16 protein-coding genes are annotated in these 21,467 nt (G+C 73.3%); 7 read left to right on the top strand and 9 right to left on the bottom strand.

From position 1 onward, the window contains the following. Window positions 1–630: 630 nt before the first annotated feature. On the bottom strand, window positions 631–1,626 hold the full coding sequence (locus tag ABD332_RS04870; protein WP_344499906.1) for an ABC transporter permease: 996 nt from the start codon (window positions 1,624–1,626) through the stop codon (window positions 631–633). A gap of 98 nt (window positions 1,627–1,724) precedes the next feature. On the opposite strand from ABD332_RS04870, the gene ABD332_RS04865 reads away from it, so the two are divergent. Next, on the top strand, window positions 1,725–3,389 hold the full coding sequence (locus ABD332_RS04865) for an ABC transporter family substrate-binding protein (protein WP_344499904.1): 1,665 nt from the start codon (window positions 1,725–1,727) through the stop codon (window positions 3,387–3,389). A 3-nt stretch (window positions 3,390–3,392) separates the two neighbouring features. Here the strand turns inward: ABD332_RS04865 and ABD332_RS04860 are convergent, their stop codons facing one another. The 3 genes from ABD332_RS04860 to metX are packed head-to-tail and all read right to left on the bottom strand — an operon-like array spanning window position 3,393 to window position 6,384. Continuing rightward, window positions 3,393–3,866: a CoA-binding protein gene (locus ABD332_RS04860; protein ID WP_344499902.1), complete on the bottom strand. Its 474-nt coding sequence runs from the start codon at window positions 3,864–3,866 to the stop codon at window positions 3,393–3,395. Further along, window positions 3,866–5,182 carry an O-acetylhomoserine aminocarboxypropyltransferase/cysteine synthase family protein gene (locus ABD332_RS04855; RefSeq protein ID WP_344499900.1) on the bottom strand — a complete coding sequence of 439 codons (1,317 nt, stop codon included), beginning with the start codon at window positions 5,180–5,182 and terminating at the stop codon, window positions 3,866–3,868. The genes ABD332_RS04860 and ABD332_RS04855 overlap by 1 nt, the downstream gene beginning before the upstream one ends. Further along, window positions 5,179–6,384 (bottom strand): homoserine O-acetyltransferase MetX, encoded by a 1,206-nt coding sequence (gene metX / locus ABD332_RS04850; RefSeq protein WP_344499898.1) that lies wholly within the window; start codon window positions 6,382–6,384, stop codon window positions 5,179–5,181. Before metX ends, ABD332_RS04855 begins: the two co-directional genes overlap by 4 nt. A gap of 87 nt (window positions 6,385–6,471) precedes the next feature. Between metX and ABD332_RS04845 the strand changes: the two genes are divergently transcribed. From ABD332_RS04845 to ABD332_RS04835, 3 genes are all read left to right on the top strand, one after another. Next, window positions 6,472–7,020, top strand: a complete 549-nt coding sequence (locus ABD332_RS04845) for an OsmC family protein (protein WP_344499896.1) — start codon at window positions 6,472–6,474, stop codon at window positions 7,018–7,020. A gap of 10 nt (window positions 7,021–7,030) precedes the next feature. Next, window positions 7,031–8,245, top strand: coding sequence for an NAD(P)-binding domain-containing protein (locus tag ABD332_RS04840; RefSeq protein ID WP_344499894.1), 1,215 nt, complete (start codon window positions 7,031–7,033; stop codon window positions 8,243–8,245). A gap of 77 nt (window positions 8,246–8,322) precedes the next feature. Next, a complete protein-coding gene (locus tag ABD332_RS04835; protein ID WP_344499892.1) occupies window positions 8,323–8,775 on the top strand; it encodes a hemerythrin domain-containing protein in 453 nt (150 codons plus the stop codon). Here the strand turns inward: ABD332_RS04835 and ABD332_RS04830 are convergent. Then, entirely contained in the window at window positions 8,753–9,586 is an 834-nt protein-coding gene (locus ABD332_RS04830; RefSeq protein WP_344499891.1) for an alpha/beta fold hydrolase, read from the bottom strand. The genes ABD332_RS04835 and ABD332_RS04830 overlap by 23 nt on opposite strands. A gap of 57 nt (window positions 9,587–9,643) precedes the next feature. On the opposite strand from ABD332_RS04830, the gene ABD332_RS04825 reads away from it, so the two are divergent. Next, the gene (locus ABD332_RS04825) at window positions 9,644–10,066 is read left to right on the top strand and encodes a MarR family transcriptional regulator (RefSeq protein ID WP_344499889.1); all 423 of its coding nucleotides are present in this window, start codon (window positions 9,644–9,646) and stop codon (window positions 10,064–10,066) included. A 7-nt stretch (window positions 10,067–10,073) separates the two neighbouring features. Here ABD332_RS04825 and ABD332_RS04820 read toward each other — a convergent pair whose 3' ends face one another. Next, complete coding sequence (locus ABD332_RS04820; RefSeq protein ID WP_344499887.1) at window positions 10,074–11,006, bottom strand: GNAT family N-acetyltransferase; 933 nt, start codon at window positions 11,004–11,006, stop codon at window positions 10,074–10,076. A 140-nt stretch (window positions 11,007–11,146) separates the two neighbouring features. Here ABD332_RS04820 and ABD332_RS04815 point away from each other — a divergent pair, with 140 nt between their 5' ends. Both ABD332_RS04815 and ABD332_RS04810 read left to right on the top strand, forming a co-directional pair. After that, window positions 11,147–14,911, top strand: coding sequence for a hypothetical protein (locus tag ABD332_RS04815; protein ID WP_344499885.1), 3,765 nt, complete (start codon window positions 11,147–11,149; stop codon window positions 14,909–14,911). A gap of 122 nt (window positions 14,912–15,033) precedes the next feature. Continuing rightward, the gene (locus ABD332_RS04810; protein WP_344499884.1) at window positions 15,034–15,189 is read left to right on the top strand and encodes a hypothetical protein; all 156 of its coding nucleotides are present in this window, start codon (window positions 15,034–15,036) and stop codon (window positions 15,187–15,189) included. A gap of 429 nt (window positions 15,190–15,618) precedes the next feature. Here ABD332_RS04810 and ABD332_RS04805 read toward each other — a convergent pair whose 3' ends face one another. The 3 genes from ABD332_RS04805 to ABD332_RS04795 form a co-directional block, all read right to left on the bottom strand. Continuing rightward, window positions 15,619–18,177 (bottom strand): ATP-binding protein, encoded by a 2,559-nt coding sequence (locus ABD332_RS04805; RefSeq protein WP_344499882.1) that lies wholly within the window; start codon window positions 18,175–18,177, stop codon window positions 15,619–15,621. A 176-nt stretch (window positions 18,178–18,353) separates the two neighbouring features. Next, window positions 18,354–20,543, bottom strand: coding sequence for a DUF4132 domain-containing protein (locus tag ABD332_RS04800; RefSeq protein WP_344499881.1), 2,190 nt, complete (start codon window positions 20,541–20,543; stop codon window positions 18,354–18,356). Window positions 20,544–20,657: 114 nt separating this feature from the next. Then, window positions 20,658–21,344 carry an MOSC domain-containing protein gene (locus ABD332_RS04795; RefSeq protein WP_344499879.1) on the bottom strand — a complete coding sequence of 229 codons (687 nt, stop codon included), beginning with the start codon at window positions 21,342–21,344 and terminating at the stop codon, window positions 20,658–20,660. Window positions 21,345–21,467 lie beyond the last annotated feature (123 nt).

Raw genomic sequence — 21,467 nt, 5'->3', positions numbered from 1 at the left:
GGCCAGCGGACTCCGCCAGGCCAGCGGACTCCGCCAGGCCAGCGGACTCCGCCAGGCCAGCGGACTCCGCCAGGCCAGCGGACTCCGCCAGGCCAGCGGACTCCGCCAGGCCAGCGGACTCCGCCAGGCCAGCGGACTCCGCCAGGTGCGGTTGCCGCGCATGGCATGCGCGCCGCACCCATGGCGTGCATCCCGGCGGGCGTATGCGTCACGCACTGCGCGTGCGCCCCGCCGGGCGTGGGCGCCGCACCCATGGCGTGCGTCCCGCCGGGCGTGAGCGCCGCGTCCATGGCGTGCGTCCCGCCGGGCGTGAGCGCCGCGCCCATGTGGCGCCTCCCGCGCGGCGCGGGCGTCCCGCACGGCAGGGGCGGCGCGTCAGCCACGGCGGCCGGCCAGGCGGACGCGCGGGTCGAGCGCGGCCAGCGGGCTCCGCGAGGCCAGCGGGCTCCGCGAGGCCAGCGGGCTCCGCGAGGCCAGCGGGCTCCGCGAGGCCAGCGGGCTCCGCGAGGCCAGCGGGCTCCGCGAGGCCAGCGGGCTCCGCGAGGTGCGGTTGCCGCGCATGGCATGCGCGGCGCACCCAAGGCGTGCATCCCGCCGGGCGTGGGCGTCCCGCACGGCAGGGGCGGCGCGTCAGCCACGGCGGCCGCCCAGGCGGACGCGCGGGTCGAGCACGGCGTGCAGCACGTCGGCGAGCAGGCCCGCGAGCAGGACGGTGACGGCCGCGAACAGATTGACCGCGACGACCGCGTTGACGTCGTTGTTGTTCACCGAGTCGATGAACCACTCGCCCATGCCGTGCCAGCCGAAGATCTTCTCGGTGAAGGTGGCGCCGGTGAGGACCCCGAGGAACCCGAAGGAGAAGAACGTCGACATCGGGATCAGCGCGGTGCGCAGGCCGTGCTTGACGAGCGCGGCGCGGCGGGACAGCCCCTTTGCCTCGGCGGTGCGCAGGTAGTCGGCGCCGAGCACGTCGAGCATCGCGCTGCGCTGGTAGCGGCTGTACGTGGCCAGCGCGACGAGGCCGATCGACAGGGTCGGCAGCAGCAGGTGCACCGCGCGGTCGGCGAAGAGGGTGAGCCCCGAGCCGGTCAGGCCGGGGGTCGACTCGCCGGTGAACGCGACCAGCTGCCGCCCGCTCGCCTGGTTCACGGCCAGGGCGCCGATCTTGAGCAGCAGCGCGATGAGGAACGTCGGCATCGACAGCAGCAGGAACGCCACGAGGGTGAACGAGCGGTCCGGCAGCCGGTACTGCTTGACGGCGGTCCACGCGCCGGCGGCCACCCCGGCGCCGATGCCGAGCAGCGTGCCGAGGACGAGCAACCGCAGGCTGACCCCGATGCGCCGGCCGAACTCGGCGTTGACGGAGGTCCCGGTGATGCTGACGCCGAGATCGCCGTGGGCGGCCCGGGTGGCCCAGCCGGCGAACCGCGAGGTGACCGGCTCCCGGTCGTCGAGGCCGACCGCGCGGAGCTGCCGGTCGACCTGCGCGGCGGGCGGCGGCGGCAGCCGGGCCTGGAAGTACGCGCGCGGCGACAGGGCGGTGGCCGCCAGCAGATAGGACAGGAACGCCGCAGTCAGCAGGAGCACCACGTAGTACGCCAGTCGCCGGGCAAGGAAGGCGAGCACAACACCTCACATTCACCGCTATCGTATCGATAAACGTAGCAGAAGATGTATATATAGCTGATCGACAAACTAGGAGACGAGGGCGGGAGGCGGGTTCGATGAGGAACTCCACGGTCCTGACAGTGGCCGCGGTGCTGCTGGGCACGAGCCTGGCGGCGGGCTGCGGCGACGACGGCGCGACACCGGGCAAGCAGGGCGAACAGCCGAAGACCGGCAGCTCCGACATCAACCCGAAGCCGCGCGAGTCCCTCCGCAAGGGCGGCACGCTGCGGCTGTCCATCCAGCAGTGGATCACCCAGTACAACGTGGGGCAGACCGACGGCACGCAGGGCGACGGCGCCTCGATCCTGGCGCTCACGCAGCCCGCCCTGTGGTTCCTCGACGACAACGGCGTCCCGGCCGCGAACCCCGACGTCCTCGCGGGTGCCGAGGTGAGCAAGGAGGGCGGCGCGCAGGTCGTCACGTACCGGCTGAACCCCAAGGCGACCTGGTCGGACTCGACGCCGATCACCTGGCAGGACTTCGCCACCCAGTGGAAGACCCGCAACGGCACCGACGAGCGCTTCCAGGTCGCCTCCACCACCGGCTACGACGCGATCACCGCCGTGGAGCGCGGCGCCGACGACCGGACCGTGAAGGTGACGTTCAAGGCGCCGTACGCGGACTGGCGGTCACTGTTCGACCCGCTGCTGCCCGGCGCCGCGCTGGACACACCGGAGGAGTTCAACACCGGCTGGATCGAGAAGATCCCCGTCTGGGGCGGCCCGTGGAAGCTCGGCACCGCCGACAAGACGACCCAGACGATCACCGTGGTCCCGAACGAGGCGTACTGGGGCACGAAGCCGCTGCTCGACTCGGTCGTGTTCCGCGCGCTGGACGCCGCGGCGATCACCGACGCGTACCTCAACAACGAGATCGACCAGGCGCCCGGCCGGGAGGCCGACGCGTACCGCCGGCTCGCCGGCGCGGCCGACACCGCGATCCGCACCGGTGGACGATGGGACGAGACCCAGCTGACGGTCGGCCGCAACGGCCCCCTCGCCGACGAGCGGGTCCGTCAGGCCGTCGCCAACGCGATCGACCGCACGGCGCTCGCCGCGGCGCAGTCGGCCGGGCTGCCGTTCAAGGTCAACACGATCGGCAACCACTTCTTCATGCCGAGCCAGGACGGGTACCGCGACAACAGCGGCGACACCGGCACGTTCGACGCCGCCCGGGCGAAGCAGCAGCTCGACCAGGCCGGCTGGGCCGCGTCCGCCGACGGCAAGACCAGGACGAAGGACGGCGGCACGCTGAAGCTCGTCTACGTCGTCAACTCCCGCGGCAGCACGGACCTGCCGCAGCTGGTGCAGAACATGCTGGCCCAGGTCGGCATCGCCGTCGAGCTGCGCAAGGTGCCCAGCAACGACTTCTTCAGCAAGTACGTCAACATCGGCGCCTTCGACCTCACGTCGTTCCGCAACGTCGACAACATCTTCCCGTCGCTGCTGTTCCCGGTGTACCGCAGCGACGGCGAGCAGAACTACGGCAAGGTCGGCGCGCCGGAGATCGACAAGCTGCTCGACCAGGCGGGCGCGGAGACCGACCGGGGCAAGGCCGTGGACCTGCTCAACCAGGCCGACGTCCTGCTGTGGAAGGCAGGGCACTCGGTGCCGTTGTTCCAGACGCCGCAGATCTCGGCGGTGCGGCCGGGGCTGGCCAACTTCGGCGCCTTCGGCCTGCGCAGCGACCGCCAGTACGTCGACGTCGGCTGGACGCGGTGACCGCTACTGCAGGCCGCCGCGCACCGACGTGATGCGGGAGGTGTTGAAACCGAGCCAGTGCATGCGCCCCACGTAGCGGGCGTGCTCGACCTTCAGGCACCTGTCCATGATCACCGTCAGCCCGCCGTCCGTCGCGATCTGGGCGCCCTCGGTGTTGATGACCCCGAACTGGGTCCACAGCGCCTTCGCCTGGATCGCGACGGCGTCGCGGGCGATGCCCGGCAGCGCGGACGGCGCCCGGAACACGTTGACGATGTCGACCGGCACCGGCACGTCGGTGAGGCTCGGGTAGCTGGTCTCGCCGAGGATCTCCGGCTCCCGCGGGTTGACCGGGATCACCCTGTACCCGTGCCGCTTGAGGTAGTAGCCGACGAAGTGGCTGGCGCGCAGCTCGTTGCCGGACAGGCCGACGATCGCGATCGTCTTCGCGCCGTGCAGCACCTGTTGGATCGTCAGCGGATCCTGGAAGAGGGACATCACGCACCTGCCTTGACGTTCGCGAAGCCCTGCTCCAGGTCCCAGATCAGGTCGTCGACCGACTCGGTGCCGACCGACAGCCGCACCGTGCCCGGCGCGACCCCGGCCGCGCGCAGCTCGTCGTCGCTGAGCTGGCGGTGCGTGGTGCTCGCCGGGTGGATGATGAGGCTCTTCGCGTCGCCGACGTTGGCCAGGTGCGACCACAGCTGCACGCCGCGGATCAGGTCCTGCCCGCCCTCGCGGCCGCCGGCGCACTCGAAGGAGAACACCGCGCCGGCGCCCAGCGGCAGGTACTTGTCCACCAGCGGACGGTACCGGCTGCCGGGCAGCCCGGGGTAGGTGACGTTCGCGGCCAGGTCGTGCGCCGCCAGGAACTCCGCCACGCGCCGGGCGTTGGCGACGTGCCGGTCCATCCGCAGCGACAGCGTCTCCAGGCCCTGCAGGAACAGGAACGCGTTGAACGGCGACAGCGCCGCACCCAGGTCGCGCAGCGTCTCCGCGCGCAGCTTCATGAGGTACCCGTAGGTGCCGAACGTCTCGTGGAACTGCAGCCCGTGATACGCCGGCGACGGGTCCGCGACGACCGGGAAGCGCCCGTTGGACCAGTTGAACGTGCCGGCCTCGACCACGACGCCGCCGATGCTGGTGCCGTGCCCGCCGATGAACTTCGTCGCCGAGTGGATGACGATGTCGGCGCCCCACTCGATCGGGCGGCACAGGTACGGCGTGGCGAACGTGTTGTCGACGATCAGCGGCAGGTCGTGCTCGTGCGCGATGCGGGCGATGGTCTCGATGTCCAGGACGTTGCCCGACGGGTTGCCGATCGTCTCGCCGAAGAACGCCTTGGTGTTGTCCCGGACGGCCTTCGCCCAGGCGTCGGTGTCGTCCGGGTCGACCCAGGTCACCTCGACGCTCATCTTGCGCAGCAGGTGCTTGAACTGGTTGACGGTGCCCCCGTACAGCGCGGACGACGACACCACGTGGTCACCGGGCTGCAACAGGGTGAACAGCGCCGCCGCCTGCGCCGCGATCCCGCTGGCGAACGCGACCGCCCCGCTGCCGCCCTCGAGGTTCGCGACCCGCTCCTCGAAGACCGCGACGGTCGGGTTCATGATGCGGCTGTACGTGTTGCCGTACTCCTGCAGGTTGAAGTACGCGGCGGCGGACTCCGGGTCCTCGAAGACGTAGCTGGTCGTCTGGAAGATCGGCACGGCCCGCGCGCCCGTGTTGGGGTCGGGGCGCTGCCCGGCGTGCAGCTGCCGGGTCTCGAACCCGAACTCGCGGGCCTCCTCGGCCCGCAGGGGCTTGTCGGTCACGGTGCCTCTTCCAGGTTCAGAAATGCGCGGATCAGGGGCGTCTGCCGGGCTTCCTCCAGCAGGAAGCAGTCGTGCCCGTACGGCGCGTCGATGACGTGCAGCTCGACGGGCTTGCCCGTGCTCTCCAGGGCGTCGTGGATCTCCTGCGAGGCCTGCGGCGGGTACAGCCAGTCGGACGTGAACGCGATCAGCAGCGTCCGGGCCCGCACGTGTTCCAGCGCCCGCTCCAGGGACCCCTCGCCGTGCTGGCGGGCCAGGTCGAAGTAGGTCAGGGCGCGGGAGGTGTAGAGGTACGTGTTGGCGTCGAACCGGCGCACGAACGTCTCCGCCTGGTGCCGCAGGTAGCTCTCCACCTGGAACTCGGCGTCGGTGATCGTGTAGCGGACGTCGTCGGAGGACTGCAGCCGCCGGCCGAACTTGTCGCCCATCGACGCCTGCGACAGATACGTGACGTGACCGACCATCCGCGCCACGCCCATGCCCGCGTCGGGCTTCCGGCCGGTGCCGTAGTACTGCCCGCCCTGCCAGTCCGGGTCGCGCATGATCGAGTCGCGGGCGATCGCGTTCCACGACAGGCCCTGCGGGTGCAGCGCGTGCGTGCTGGCGATCATCACGACCGCGTCGACCTGATCGGGGTAGAGCACCGCCCACTGCAGGGCCTGCATCCCGCCGAGGGACCCTCCGGCGACCGCGGCCAGCCGCTCGATGCCGAGCACGTCCAGGAGGGCGCGCTCGGTCCGTACCATGTCGGCGACGGTGACCACGGGGAAGTCGGCGCCGAACGGCCGGCCCGTCTCAGGGTCGATCGACGAGGGGCCGGTGGTGCCCGCGCAGCCGCCGAGCAGGTTCGTCGACACGACGAAGAACCGGTCGGTGTCGAACGCCTTGCCCGGGCCGATCATCCCGTCCCACCAACCGAGACCCTTGCCGGCTGAGCCGTCGCGATCCTCGGCGCCGAAGCCGTCGCGGGTGCTCTCCCTCGGCCCGCTGGACTCCCCCGCGGCGTGCGCGTCGCCGCTCAGCGCGTGGCAGACGAGGAGCACGTTGTCCCGTTGCGCGCTCAGCGTCCCGTACGTCTCGTATGCGACACGAACTCGGGACAGCTCCCGGCCGCAGTCAAGGTGGACCGGTCCGGGCAGGTCGGCATACTGGGTCTCGACGACGCCGACCGAGCCGGCCGCGCGGGTCGAGGCTGAACTCATGGTGGCGATCATAGCCGCCGCCGCGAAGCCGATGTACTGTCAACCATCCCGATGGGGAATATGGCTGTTTGAAGGGAGCGTCATCCGATGACCACGGTTGAGAACGGCGTCAACGTGCAGGCCCTGCTCGAGGCGCGCACCGCGCTGCAGAGCGCGCCCGAGGCCGCGCAGTTCACCTGGCGGGCGACTTCGAAGTGGGACCACGGTGTGCACAGCACCACGCGGGTCCAGCAGTTCTACGGCCTCGGCCAGGAGCAGAGCCACAAGAACGAGTCGGTGTTCGACGCCGACCACCCCGCGGTCTTCGCCGCCGAGGACAACGGCATCACCCCGATCGAATACCTGCTCGTCGGCCTCGCCGGCTGCCTCACCGCGGGCGTGGCGTCGGTCGCGCAGAACCGCGGCATCCAGCTGCGCTCCGTCGACGCCGTCGTCGAGGGCAAGCACGACATCCGCGGCATCCTCGGCGCCGACGCCGACGTCCGCAACGGCTTCAACGACATCAAGGTGACGTTCACCATCGACGCCGACGCGTCGAAGGAGGACATCCAGGCGCTCGTCGCGCAGTCGCAGAAGCGGTCCGCGGTGTTCGACGCGCTGACCAACCCCACCGACGTCACGGTCGAAGTGGCCTGAGGTCCCCACGTTGAACGTCACCACCGTCGTCATCGGCGCAGGGCACGCCGGCCTCGCCGCCAGTCACTTCCTCCGCGAGCGGTCCATCGACCACGTCGTGCTGGAGCGCGGCGAGGTCGCCAACTCGTGGCGCCGCGAGCGGTGGGACTCCCTGCGGCTGCTGACGCCCAACTGGCTGACCCGCCTGCCCGGGTCCGCCTACGACGGCGCCGACCCCGACGGGTACATGACGATGGGCGAAGTGGTCGACTTCATCGAGCGCTTCGCCACCGTCACCGCCGCTCCCGTCCGCACCGGCACCACGGTGACCGCGGTGCGGCGGGTCGACGACGGCTATCACGTGGTCACCGACCAGGGCCTGTTCCGCTGCCGGACCGTGGTCATCGCGAGCGGCGCCTGCAACCGGCCCGTGGTGCCCGCGTTCGCCTCGGCGGTCCCCGGTGACGTCGAGCAGTTCACGCCCTTCGACTACCGCGGGCCGTCCAAGCTCCCGGAGGGCGGGGTCCTGGTCGTCGGCGCCTCGGCGACCGGCGTGCAGCTCGCCGCCGAGCTGCAGCGCTCCGGCCGGCCCGTGACCCTCGCCGTCGGGGAGCACACGCGGCTGCCCCGCACGTACCGCGACCGCGACATCCTCTGGTGGATGGACGCCTCCGGGGTGTGGGACCAGCACCACGACGAGATCGACGACCTCACCCGCGCCCGCCGGCTGCCGTCGCCGCAGCTCGCCGGCACGCCGGACCGCTCGACGCTGGACCTCAACGCCCTCACCGACCTCGGCGTCCAGCTCGTCGGCCGCTGGGCCGGGCTCCGCGACGGCCGCGCGCTGTTCTCCGGCGGCCTGCGCAACGTGTTCTCCCTCGCCGACCTCAAGCAGCAGCGCCTGCTGCGGGGCTTCGACGCCTTCGCCGACCTCCCGCCGATCGAGCCGTTGCCCCCGACCCGGGTGCCGGCCACCTCCCGGCTGCACCTCGACCTGACCTCCGGCGAGATCCGCAGCGTCGTTTGGGCGACGGGCTTCCGTCCTGTGTACGACTGGCTCGACGTCCCGGTCCTCGACCCGAAGGGCAACCTGGACCACGACGGCGGCGTCCTGCCCAGCCCCGGCCTCTACGCCCTCGGCCTGCCGGTCCTGCGCCGCCGCAAGTCGACCTTCATCCACGGCATCGAGGACGACGCCCGCTTCGTCGTCTCCCACCTCGCCGACCACCTGGCGACGCGCCCCTGATTGAATGGGTCCAGCATCGCGTGCCGGTGACGGTCTGCGTCAGGCATGGAGGTGCGGGACCGAAGGGCAGCCATTCCATGGCACCCCAGCACGGCGACCGGGCGGTCGCGTTCAGCCTCCAGCTCAAGCAGGCACACCAGGAGCTGCGGCGGCAGCTCGCCACCCTCAGGACCGGCAACCCCGGCACGCTCACCACGCACTGCCTCGCGTTCTGCGCCGCGGTGACCGCGCACCACCAGGGCGAGGACGCCGGCATGTTCGCCGAGCTGCTGCGCCTGCGCCCCGACCTGGAGGGCACCGTCGCCAAGCTCGTCGAGGACCACGAGATGATCGCGGGGCTGCTGACCCGGATCGCCGGCCTCGCGGACGGGCCTTCGACCGACTCGATCGACGGGCTCGCCGCCATCCTCGAGTCGCACTTCCGGTTCGAGGAGCGCACGATCAGCGCCGCCCTCGACGCCACCCCGGACACCGGCTGGTCCGCCTCGGTGTTCGAGTTCCGCGACGCTACCGGCGGGCCGCCGTCCTGATCTCCAGGGCCTCGCACACCCCTTCGGCGAACGCGCGCGGGTGCGTCAGGTTGCCGTTGTGGCCACCGGCGAAGCTTCGCGCCGGGGTTTCCAGGTGTACGGCGAGCGCCTGCGCCGCCAGGTAGTCGAACCCGTCACTCGGGCTGGTCCTCCCCACCGCGGGGATGACGTGTGCGGCCTTCGGCACGTCGTGAAGCTCGAGGTCGTCGGCGAGCACGGCGGCCAGGTCGTTGGCGAGGAAGAACTCGAAGTTGGCGGCGCGCGCCTCGGTGAACGGGAACTGGGTGACACCCGGCTCCGTCTCCTGCGCGTGCGGGTCGATCCCGAGCACCGCGGCGACCCGCGCCGCCGCCGCCCGCCAGCCCTGCTCCCGGTGCGCCCGCCGGACGCTCTCCAGGTCCGCCCGCGCCGTGGCCTGCTCGGCGGCGGTCAGGAACCGCGGCGCGATCGGCTCGTGCGCGACGAGTGTGCCGACGGTGCCGGGATGCGCGGCGATCAGGTGCAGGCCGATGGCCGCGCCGAGGCTGAGCCCGAGCATCAGCGCCGGCGCGTCGGTGACCTGCCGCAGCACGGCGGCCGCGTCGTCGGCGTGCTGCCGCACCGACACCGGGGCGGCCGGGTCGTCGGGCCGGCTGCGGGACAGCCCCCGCCGGTCGTACGTCACGACCGTGAACCGCCCGGCGAGGTGACCGACCAGGTCGACGGTCCTGTCGGCGTCGCCCTCCCCGCTCTGCGCGACGAGCAGCACCGGCCCGCGGCCGGTGACGTCGTAGTGGATCCGGGCTCCGTCGACCTTCACTGAGGTGTCCATGCCGCCCAACGTAATGCATCATTTCTGATGCATCAAGAATGATGTACTCTGCCTCACATGGGTCCCGTGGAACTGATGCTGCTCGGCCGCACGCTCATGAAGCTCGGCGAGCAGGCCCTGCCGTCCACCGGCGGCGGCGGCGAACGCACCGTCGTCATCGTCATGTCCGACGTGTACGAGCACCCCGGCACCACGGTCGGCGAGGTCGCCACCCGGACCGGCCTCCCCCAGAGCGCGGTCTCGGGCGCCGTGGCCCGCCTGCGCGAGGCGGGCTCCGTGCTCGCCGAGCCGGACCCCGCCGACCGCCGCCGCCAGCTCCTCGCCCGCAACCCCACCCCCACCGCCCGCCAGCGCGAGGTCGCCGCCATCGACATCGCCCCGACGGTCGCCGCCGCCCTCAGCACCGACGAGCCGGCGGCCCTCGCCGAGGTCCTGGCCGCCCTGGACACCGTCGCCCGCCACCTCCGCCCGCACCGCTGACCGCTGGTCACGCCCATCCCACCCGGCCGAGGATCTCCGTGGCGATCTCGGCGGGGCCGCGGTCGTTCGCGACCGCGAGGTCCTCGACGGCGGTCCCGGCCGGTGGCCGGTCCAGCGCCCGCAGGTGTTGTTCAAGCTTCGGCCCGGCGTCTCGTCGGTACAGGCGGTCGCGGACGATGCCGACATCTGCGGTCAGCCTGACCACCCGGACGTCACAGCCCGCGAGACTCTCCGCATACCGTTCCCGCTGGGCCACGCTGTCGACGACGGCCGCGACGACGACGAAGCGCGCGCCGGCGGCCCTGAAGTTCGCCCACACCGAGGCCAGGTTGGCGCACTTGAGCTCGTCGTAGCCTCCCGCACGCGGTCCGAACTGCGCCAACAGGTCCGTGTCGACGACCGCCGTGACGTGGCCGGCCCCGGTCAGCACCCGTCCGACCGCGTCCGCCACGGTCGACTTCCCCACCCCGGCGACGCCGGTGAGCAGCAAGGCCCGGCAGTCAGGCGGCTGATCGGCCGCCGCGTCCGGCCGCAGCGGGAACCAGTAGCTGACCGTCGGACCTTGCGCGGCAAGCCCACCGCCCAGCGACTCGTACAGCGCCCGGGCCGGGACATTCGCCTCGCCCGTCGTCAAGAACATCCTGCCGGCACCGGCCCGCACGCCGTCCGCCATGAACGCCCGCAGCAACGCCCTGCCGACTCCCCGCCGGCGGTGCTGCCGCGCCACCTCCAGCCGATGCAGGTACAGCATCGAGGACGCATCCGGCCGCACCAGGTGATAGCCCCAGCACCAACCGAGGACCTCCGCACCGTCAGAAGCCACGAAGGCCAACGCGCCCGGACTGCCCAGAAACGCCCGGCCCCCACCCGGCACCACCCCGAACTCGGCCATCGCCCGATCGAAGAGCCGAACGTCGGCCGCCCCCACTCGACTGATCACCCGCTGATTCTGCCGCTCGACCCTGAGTGCCCGCCCTGTTTCGCCAAGTCGCTGCGATGCGCACCGGACAGCCGGCGTCAATGCACATTCATCAGTTCAGGCATTGAACAAGTGGCCCGGCAGTGCGCATCATCGGGGGTATGGGCGCCGCACCTGAATCCGGCGAGGCCGGTTCGCGGTCGCAAGGGGTGCAGATCGGCGACCACAACGTCCAGCACAACTACTTCCACGCTGCCGGGCCGGCGCGGTCGACGTACCGGCACCAGGTGGAGCGGATCGCGCCGCATACCCTGGAGGGCCGCGACGGCGAGCTGGCGGACCTGGCCGCGTTCGCCACGGGCACCGCGGGGCAGTACGTCATGTGGCAGGCACCGGCCTGGGCCGGCAAGACCGCGCTGCTGTCCTGGTTCGCGCTGCGGCCGCCGGCCGGGGTCCGCGTGGTGCCGTTCTTCATCTCGGCGAGCCTGGCCGAGCAGGACGGCAGGATCGCGTTCACCGAGTTCGTCATCGAGCAGCTCGCCGAACTGCTCGACGAGCCGGCGCCGGCGATCACCGAACCGAAGCGGGACACCCTGTTCCTGGACCTCCTCGACCGGGCCGGCGAGCGCTGCGCCCGGCAGGAACGCCGGCTCGTCCTGCTGGTCGACGGGCTCGACGAGGATCTGGCGCTGGCGACCGACCTGCACACCCCGAGCATCGCCGCGCTGCTGCCCAGACGCCCGCACGCCAACGTCCGGGTCATCGTCGCGTCAAGGCCCAATCCACCGCTGCCGGACGACGTCCCACGGGACCATCCGCTCCGTGATCCGTCCGTCGTACGCACGCTGACCAGCTCGCCGGCGGCGGCGGTCATCCGGCATGACCTGATCCGCGACCTGAAGGTCCTGCTCGGCGGCGCCGGTCCGGGACGGGACGTGCTCGGCCTGCTCGCCGCCGCGCGTGGCGCGCTGACGGGACGGGATCTCGCCGAGCTGACCGGACGGCCGGACTGGGAGCTCGCCGAGCTGCTGGGCAGCCGGGCCGGCCGGCTGTTCCTGGCCCAGCCGAGCCGGTGGCGGGTGGGGCAGGACACCGAGGTGTACGTCTTCAGCCATGACGCGTTGCGGACCACCGCCATCGAGCGGATCGGTCCGGGCCACCTGACCGAGTCGCAGGACAGGATCCATGCCTGGGCCGACCGGTACCGCGGCGAAGGATGGCCGCAGGAGACGCCGGTCTACCTGTTGTCGGGCTACGGCGCCCTGCTGCTCACGACGGGCGATGCGACCCGCCTGGTGGAGCGCGGGGTCGACCGGGTGCTGCACGACAGGGTGCTCGTCGCCACGGGCGGCGACCACCTGACCATGACCGAGATCGACGCGACCGCACGGCTGCTCACCGCCGGCGTCGAGGTCGACCTCGACGCGGTCGGACGGCTCGCGGCACACCAGGCGTTCCTGCGGCGCCGCGGCACGCGAATTCCGGTCGAACTGGCCGCCGCCTGGGCGAGCCTCGGCGAGTTCGACCGCGCGGAGGTCCTCGCGCGGTCGATCACCGACCAGGAGGAGCGCGAACGGGCACTCTGCGAGGTCGTGAGCGCGCTGGCGAAGGATGCGGGATCGCTGGAAAAGGCCCGGCTGGTCGCCGGGTCGATCCGGGGCGCGCACGCCAAGGGCAGAGCACTGATGGAGATCACCCGTGCACTGGTCGAGTCCGGTCAGTACCGCGCCGCCGAGGACACCGCGAGGTCCATCGGCGCACCGGCCCTGCGGACCGCCGCGCTGGGCATCCTCGTCCGTGACCTCGCGGACCGCAGCGCATGGCCGCAGGCCGATGCTCTCGTGGACGCCCTCGACGAGCCGACCCAGCGCGAATGGATCCTCGTCGACCTGGTCGGCAAGGCGGGTGCCGCCGATCTGGAACGCGCCGGCCGGTTCCTCAGGTCGATCGGCCCGTCCGAGTACATGAACACCCGGAGGGCCGCGAAGAAAGAGATGGCCCGGGCGCTGGTGGCGGCCGACCGGGTGCAGGACGCCGGTCGCCTCGCCGACGAGTTCGGGGAGAACCCGTTCCGGTTCTCCGCCATGCTGGCCGACGTCGCGGAGATCGTGGCCGACGCCGGGCGGGTCGACGACGCGCTGCACATGACCGAGACGATCCCCGACCCGGTGGCCCGCGGCCGAGCGCTCGGCAGCATCGCCCGGTCGCTGGCCGTCCAGGGGGAATGCCGCCGCGCCGAGCACGTCACGCGGCGCATTCCCGACCTGCAGCCGGTCGAGTCCAACGCCCTGTCCCAGGTCGCCATCGCGATGGCCCAGCACGGCGATCCCATCCGCGCGGAGCGGATGGCGCGCAGGATCACCGAGGCCGATGTCCGGGCCGGGACCTTCGGCGTCCTTGCCCTGGTGTCCGCGCTGTCCGGCAACACCGGCCACGCCGAAACCCTCACCGGCGAGGCGGAAACCGCGGCGAACCTGCTCAAGGGCGCGCACCGGGAGTTCGCCCTGCTCGGTGTCGCGGTGGCGTGCGTGCACGCGCACGCCGGCGACCGCGCGGACGCCATCGTCGAGTCGCTGCGCCCGCTGTCCATCCACCCCAACCAGCAGACCGACGCGCTGCGGGCGCTGGCGGGCGCCTACGCAACCGCTGGGCAGGTCGGTCAGGCCGAGGCGGCGGTACGCGAGCACTCGGAGCCGGCCATGCATGCGGCGCTGCTCGCACAGCTCGCCGAGCACCACGCCACGCAGGGCGACCGACAGGTCGCGGAGCAGCTGGCCGTCCGGGCGGAGCAGCTCGCGCGTTCCGCCGCGGTGCCGTACTGGCACGTACCGGCGCTCATCAACCTGGCACGGTCGCTGGCCGGCACCAGCGAACGGGCATTCTCCGCCGCGCTGCTCGACGCGATCCCGGACCACCAGATCCGGGACGCCGACCTGGACGACCTCGCCGGTCTGCAGGCATCGATCGCGCACGCGCTGGTCGCCCTGGGCCGCCTCGACGAGGCGGCCGACGTCGCCAAGGGGATCCGCCGCCCACAGGAGCGGGCCGATGCGCTGACGGCGCTGGCAACGGCGTACGCCACCGCCGGCGCCTTCACCGAGGCGATCGCGGCGGCCCGGTCCTGCCCCGACGAAGGCCCGCGCGAGGAGGCCCTGGTCCGCGTCTTCGACATCGCCGCCTCGGTTCGCCGGACAGACGTCGCGGTCGAGGCGGCCACCGCGATCAGCGACACGGTCCGGCGGTCCGAGCTGCTCGGCGCCGTCGTCGACAGCCTCGTCTCCACCGGCGACCTGCCCGCCGCGACGCGTCTGGCCGCGACCATCGCCCACCCGCAGACCCGGATCGAAGCGACATCGGCAATCGTCCGGACCCACGTCCTGGCCGGCGACCAGCACCTCGCGGAGGCCCTGCTGGCCACGATCGAGAGCCACCCCGAACGCGCCCGCGTGACGATCGCCGTCGCGGCGGCGATGGTGGCACTGGACCGATTGGACCTGGCGGAGGAGACCGCCGGCTCGTTCGCCGATCCGAGCCTGCAAGCGGCCGCCTTCAGGCAGCTCGCCCGCGCCGCCGACGAGCGTGGAGCTGCCGGGCACGCCCGCCGCTGGGCCGAACGCGCCACCGCCGTCGAACGGTTCGCCATGCCCAGGTCGGCCGGCGACACCCGTCCACGCCGGCCGCGTCAACCGCGCCGGCCGGTCGCCGCCCGCCCGCCGGTGACGACCGCACCGGCGCCGGAAGAGGCCCCGGATGCCGACCCCCGGACGGCCGGACGCCAGGCCGCCGAGGCGCTGCTGGCGTTCGACGGCAGCGGCCCGGTCACCGCGGCCGCGGCCCTGGATCCCCGAGCGGTCCGTCGCATGGCGGAGGAACTGCTTCGCGTCGCCGCGCCCGAACTCCTCCCTCTGGTCGCCGGCATCGCATGAGCGGACGCTGAACGCTGGTTCATCGGCGGCACGACAGGCCCCGGGTTGATCGTCGGGGTGCCAGGACGCGTCGGATTCCGTTCTCACGGGACTGAGATCCGGCGTTCTCCGCGCTGACCCGGGTGCCGCTCGCATCGCCGCGCGACGGCGTGCCGGTGAGCGGCCACGACCAGCGGGCGAGCCGCCCGCAGGTTCTGCTCGACGCGCTCGGCTACGACGGCGACCGGCGTGCGTTCGGGACGGCGGTGCCGCACCGGCCCAGCGGCACGCCGACGTGATCCGCCAGATGGCCGACGCCAAGACGCGGCGTCGATCGCGCTGCTTCCCACCGCGGAGCTGCGCCAACGGCCCGCGATCGACGTCGAGGCCCTCCTGGACGACTACTGGGCGCATCGACAAGGTCGTCGCGGCCCGCCGACCTGGATGGCTCCAGGTCCGGGTCGGGGGCCAGGAACTCGATCCGAGACATGCCGCGCGGCCCCGGCCCGAAGCCGGCCGTCGCGCAGCAGCAGCGCGGGCCAGCAGCCCAGCAGCGCGGGCCAGCAGCCCAGCAGCGCGGGCCAGCAGCCCAGCAGCGCGGGCCAGCAGCGCGCCCAGTCCCCACGCCGGCCCGGGGTCGGCGCGACCCCGTCACGGTCACATCAGGTCGGACGCGGATGGATTGCGGCGGCACGGACACCCGCACGCCCACGACGCGGCGGGCGGAGTCAGCGTGGACCTTCTTCGGGGGCGCGGGTCAGGCGGGTGCGGAGGCCGTCGGCCTCGGGCATGCCGAGCTCGGTGAACAGAGCGACCGCCTCCTCGTGATGCGCGCGGGCGCTGGACAGGTCGTGCATGGCCTCGTGGGCGTCGCCGAGGCCGAGGTGGGCGCGGGCCTCCTGGTCGCGGGCGGCGGCGATCGTCGCGGCGGCGAGGGCGGCCGCGTGGTGGGTGAGGGCGGTGGACGGGTCGCCGAAGGCCATGGCGGCCTCGCCGAGGCCGTTGCGCGCCCAGGACTCGCCGAGGCGGTCGCGGCCGTCGAGGAACAGCTCCAAGGCCTGGCGGTGGTGCGCGGCGGCCTGCTCCGCCCGGCCGAGCCGGTGCTCGACGATGCCCAGGTCGGTCAGCGCGGCGGCCACTCCCAGCAGGATGCCGAGCTGCTCGTACAGCACGAGCGCCCGCTGCTGGTGCGCCTCGGCGGGGCTGTAGCGGCCCAGGCGCTCCTCGACGAGGCCGAGGTTGTTGAGGGCGCGGGCCTCACCGGTGCGGTCGCCGGCCTGCTCGAACAGGTGCAGCGAGCGCTCGAACCTGGCGGCGGCGGCCTCGAGCCGGTGCCGCTGGCCCTCGGCCAGGCCCTGCCCGAGGGTGGCGCGGGCCTGGCCGGCGAGGTCGCCGAGGTCGGCGAACAGGGCCTCCGCCCGGTCGAACTGCGCCGTGGCGGTCGCGGGCCGGCCCTGCCGCAGCAGCGCCAGGCCGAGGGCGTCGCGGGCCGCCGCCTCCCTCGCCCCGTCGCCGAGCGCCGCGTCGGCGGCGAGACCGTGGACCGCGACCGCGTCGGCGGGCGGGCCGTCGACGAGATAGCGCGCCAGGATCGCCGCCAGGTCGACGGTGTGCGCCGGGTGCCCGCTCGTGGCGGCCTCGGCGACGATCGCGAGCAACGCCGCCCGCTCGGCCTCCAGCCAGGCGTGGGCCGCGTCCCGGTCACCCACCGGAAAAACCAGCGACACCGCATCCCGGTCACCCACCAGACGAACCGGCGACACCGCATCCCGGTCGCCTCCCAGACGAACCGGCGACACCGCATCCCGGTCACCCACCAGACGAACCGGCGACACCGCGTCCGGGTCGCCCGACGGCAAGACCGGCGAAACCGCGCCCCGGTCGCCCTGCGGCAGGACCGGCGACGCGGCCGCCGGCATCTGCGCACGCGGGAACAGCGTGGCGACGGCGCTCGCCGCGGTCGCGCGGTAGAAGTCGAACATCCGCCGGCGGGCCTCGCCCGGCTGCTCGGCATGGGCGCCCGCATACGCCCGCAGCAGGTCATGCATGCCGTAGCGGCCCGGACCCGTCCGGTGCGCGAGGTGTGCCCGGACGAGCAGCGCCAGGGCGTCGCGCGTCTCCGCCAGGCCGGCACCGGTCAGGCTCGCGGCGGCGTGCGCATCGAAGTCCGGCCCAGGATGCAGCCCCAGCAGTCCGAACGCCCGCGCGACCGGCTGCGGCAGGTGCCGCACCGACCACGACAGGACCGCAGGCACCGACGCCCGCAGGTCCTCACCGGCGGCGAGCACGGCGAGCCGGCGCCGCTGGTCCTGCAGCTCGTCGACCAGGTCCTCCAGCGTCACCTCGGGGCGCGCCGCGATCAGCTCGGCCGCGACCCGCAGCGCCAGCGGCAACCGCGCGCATTGCTCGGCGAGGGTGGCGACGGCGTCGGGCGCGGACCGGGCCCGCGCCCCGATCAGCCGCCGCAGCAGGACCTCCGCGTCGCCGGCGGTCAGCAGGTCGACCTCGACCCGCCGGGCGCCGTCGACGGCGACGAGCCCCGACAGCGTGTCGCGGCTCGTCACCAGCACCGTGCACGACGCGGTGCCGGGCAGCAGCGGCCGGACCTGCTCGGCCGACGACGCGTTGTCCAGCAGGAGCAGCAGCGGGCGGTCGGCCACCTCGGTGCGGAACCGGGCGGCCCGGTCGTCCTCGTCGACCGGCACGTCCTCGGCGGCGACCCCCAGCGCCGTCAGGAACCTGGTGAGGGCGTCGCCGGCGGCCATCGGCCGGGCCGGGTCATAGCCGCGGAGGTTGACATACAGCTGCCCGCCGGGGAACCGGTCACGGACGTGGTGCGCCCACCGCACCGCGAGGGCCGTCTTGCCGACGCCCGCCGGCCCGGTCACGACCGCGACGAACACCGCCGTCGGCTGGTCTGCGGCCGCGAACGCCAGCGCGTCGAGGGCGGCCAGCTGCGCCTCCCTGCCGGTGAACGCCGACACGTCCGGCGGCAGCTGCGCCGGCACCCGACCGGAACCCACCCGCCCGCCGGCGGGCGGGTCGGCGGCGACGCCGGCCGCGCAGCGGCGGAAGTCCTCGGCGTCGGCGCCGGTCAGCCCGAACACCTGCGCCAGCAGCCGCACCGTCGGCGGCCGCGGCACCCCGATCCGGCCGCCCTCCAGCTTGACGATGCTGCGGACGCTCAGGCCGGCCTTCGTGGCCAGCTCCTCCTGCGTGAGCCCCAGACGCTGCCGGTGAGCACGCACGAGCGCTCCGAACGCCCCGTCGACCTCGACCATCGCCATCCCCAGACCGCGTGTTCTGCCGCTGCCGCCACCCTATGCCTCCGGTATGACAAGTTCCGACCAAGTTCCGGTCAACGTCCTGGAGGTCCGGCCACCCGTCGGCGACGATGAATCCAGCGAAGGACGGCACCGGTGACACGAGGGCACCGGTGCCGTCCTTCCCTTTGTGCGATGGTTCAGGTGACGGCGTACAGCTCCGCGAGCGCCTCCGACAGTGCGGCCGCGTCGCAGCGCCCCATCGGGATGCGGCGCTCGACCTGCCAGTGGTCCGACCACAAGTCGTCGGCCCAGATCTCGGTGACGCGCTGCTCGCGGACGGCGGTGACGGCCGACGTCTCCACCCCCGGGTCCAGCTCGACCAGCACCGTCAGGCCGCCGGGCAGCCGGTGGGCGAGCTGCGTGTGCAGCCGTTGCTGCCGGTGGTAGCCGTTGCCCTGCCACCGGGCGCCGCCCAACAGGTGCGCGATCCGGTCCGTCGGCACCGGCCCGAACCCGGTCAGCCCCGTCATCTCGCGTTGCGCCTCGGTGAGCGCCATCGCCGGGCGGTACAGCTGCGGAAACGGCTGCAAGATTTCGTAGTCGGTGAACACCTGCACCCAGCCGGCCAGGTCCCCGCCCAGGTCGGCCGGGTGCACGATGCCGAGCCAGGCGTCGCCGCCGACGGTCACGGTCGCGTCGTGGCGGTCGGTGAAGCTGCCGTCCTCCGCGATCCGCAGCGCCCGGACCAGGTGGTCGCGCGGCCCGTACTCGCCCCACAGCAGCCGCCGCGCGATCGGCCCCAGCACCGGATGGGGCAGGACGACCGCCGGGAGCTCGCGGGCCGGTCGGAACCGGCGCGCGAGCATGTCCCGTTCCAGGCGCGCGACCTGCGCCGCCGCGGCCGACCGCAGGTCCTTCTTCAACCGCAGGAAGTGTTGGTACGCCGCAGGGTTCGTGTCCTTGACGCCCGGCTTCGGCGGCCGGGCGAGGCGCCGCCCGTCGGCGTCGGCGACGAACGCCGTGAGCTGCCCGTCGACGCCCACCGTGAACGCTCGCGGCCCGTAGTCGAGGGTGACGCCGGTGTCCAGCCCGTGCGCCGGCGCCAGCCGGTCCGCCAGCTGCGTGACGGTCATCCCGCGCCGCTCGGCGGCCTGCGCCAGGTAGTCGCCGGTCCGGTCGTTCGTCGGCCCGGCCGACAACCGCTCCTCCACCGCCAGCAGATGCCGCAGCGACACGTCGGTGCCGGCCGTGGCCAGCACCGCGAGCCCCTCGACCGACCGCTCCCACCGGCCGCCCTGCGACCACGACCGCCGCAGCGGCGCGAGCATGTCCATTGTGGAGTCGTCGCCGACGTGGGCCTGCGCCGGCACGACCCACGCCTCCGCCGGCGGCATCCCGTCCGCCACCCACGCCGTCAGCAGCGCCCGGCCGAGCTCCGCCAGACTCCCCCGGTCACAGTCATCGATCAGTGCACGTGTTTGCGGATCCGGCAGGTGTACGAGCGGCTGCCGCGCCTTCGACGACTCCACACCCGACGTGGGACGGTCCTGCCGCGGGGCCGGATCGCCGGGCGGTGGCTCGGGCGGATCCGCCAGCCGCGCCCGGGTCAGCCCGTCGATCAGCCGCGCGACCTCGTCCGGCGGCATCGTCCCGCCACCGGCCAAGCCGACCTCCGGCAGCCGCTCCGGCAGCGTCCACCCCGGCCGCTTCCCTCTCCGCGCCGCCCGCGGCGCCGGTTGCTCGAGTCCGGCGGCGACCAGGTCGGCGACGTCCGGCCCGTACTCCGCGGCGGCCTCGGCGATCGTCGGCCCGTGACCGGTCGAGGCCAGGAACCGCAGCCCCTCCTCGGCGTGCTGCCGCTCCCTGGCGGAGCGTCCCGCCGCGGCCGGGATCAACGCCCGCGCCGCGGTCCCGGCGTGCCGGCCCAGCCACAGCCGCGCCCACAGCCGCGCGGACCCGAGGTGCCGCAGCCACCCGGCCACCAGCGTGGCCACCTCCGGCGCCCGGAACGGCAGCAGCAGCACCCCCAGCTCGTCCGCGTGCTCCTTCGCCTCGCCGCGCACGAACGGCAGCGCATCCAGCTCGAACCGCGCCACGAGCACCCGGCACAGATCGACCCGCTGCCGGTGCCGCAGCATCACCAGCTTGCCGAGCAGCGCCCGCGCCGGCACCTCCGGCCCCCTCGCGAACAACCACACCACCTGCGGCGGAGTCAGATCCGAAACCCGGTCCGCGCCGGCGGCCACCGCACCCCAGTCGGACCGCTCAAGGCCGTGCTCGAGCGCCGCGGCCCGCGACCACCACAGGTCCCGCTCCCCGTCCTCCCACGCCATGCCGGCGGGCTCCTTGCACACCAGCCCCTCCACCACGACCCGCCCTGCCGCCATCGCCCCGGCCTCCCCGCTCGTCCCCGCCGGCGGCGTGGTCCTGCCGCCCGGCCCGGTCCGGCGACCGTACCGGATCGCTACGTTCCCTCCAGGATCGAGCCGACCCGGGTGAGGTCAGCGGGCGGACGTCGTGGGAGGTGCCGGCCGGCGCTTGGGGAGGCGTTCCTCGAACGTCGCGCGGAGGTCGTCGGGCAGGCCGTCGATCGCGAGCAGGCCGGGCAGCAGCTCTGTCTCGGTCATGTACGCGCGAAACGCCTGCGCGATCGTCACCCCGTGCGGCGGGCGGTCCAGGACGGTCACCGGGTCGCCGGCCCACACCTCGCCCGGCTCCACCACGCGCAGGTACGCACCGGGGCGGACCGACCGGGTGAACGTCTTCAGCCAGCGCGGCTCGCCCATCTTGTGCTGGAACGTGGAGCAGGGAATCCGGCCGAACGTCGGCTGCAGCACCAACCGCGGACCGATCCGCCACAGCTCGCCGATGACGGCACCGTTGACGTCGACGCCCTCCGTGGTCAGGTTCTCGCCGAAGAGCCCGTTGGCGAGCCGGCGGGTCAGCCGGGCCTGCCACCAGTCGTAGTCTTCCCGGGCGTACGCGTACACCGCCTGGTCGTCGCCGCCGTGGTTCTGGATGTCGTAGATCTGGTCGCCGACCAGGCCGGTGTGCAGGCCGGTCGTCTTTGGTCCCGGCGCGCGCACGGAAACCAGGTGGTCGACCGGCTGCTTGTTGATGCCTGTGAGACCACCCTTGGCCGGGTTCGGCTCCGGCACCGCGAGGTTGACCGAGAGAATCCTGCTCACGCCCAGCAAGCTACCGATCCCGGCCAATGCCCGCCGCCCAATTTCCGCCCGCCGCCACCGCCATGAGCCTGCTCGACGCCAGGTGACGGGCCCACAAGGAGGCCTCCCCGCCGCAGCAAACCG

It is taken from the genome of Dactylosporangium maewongense (assembly GCF_039531485.1).
GTDB lineage: Bacteria > Actinomycetota > Actinomycetes > Mycobacteriales > Micromonosporaceae > Dactylosporangium > Dactylosporangium maewongense.
This window is presented reverse-complemented; position numbering and strand designations above follow the sequence as displayed.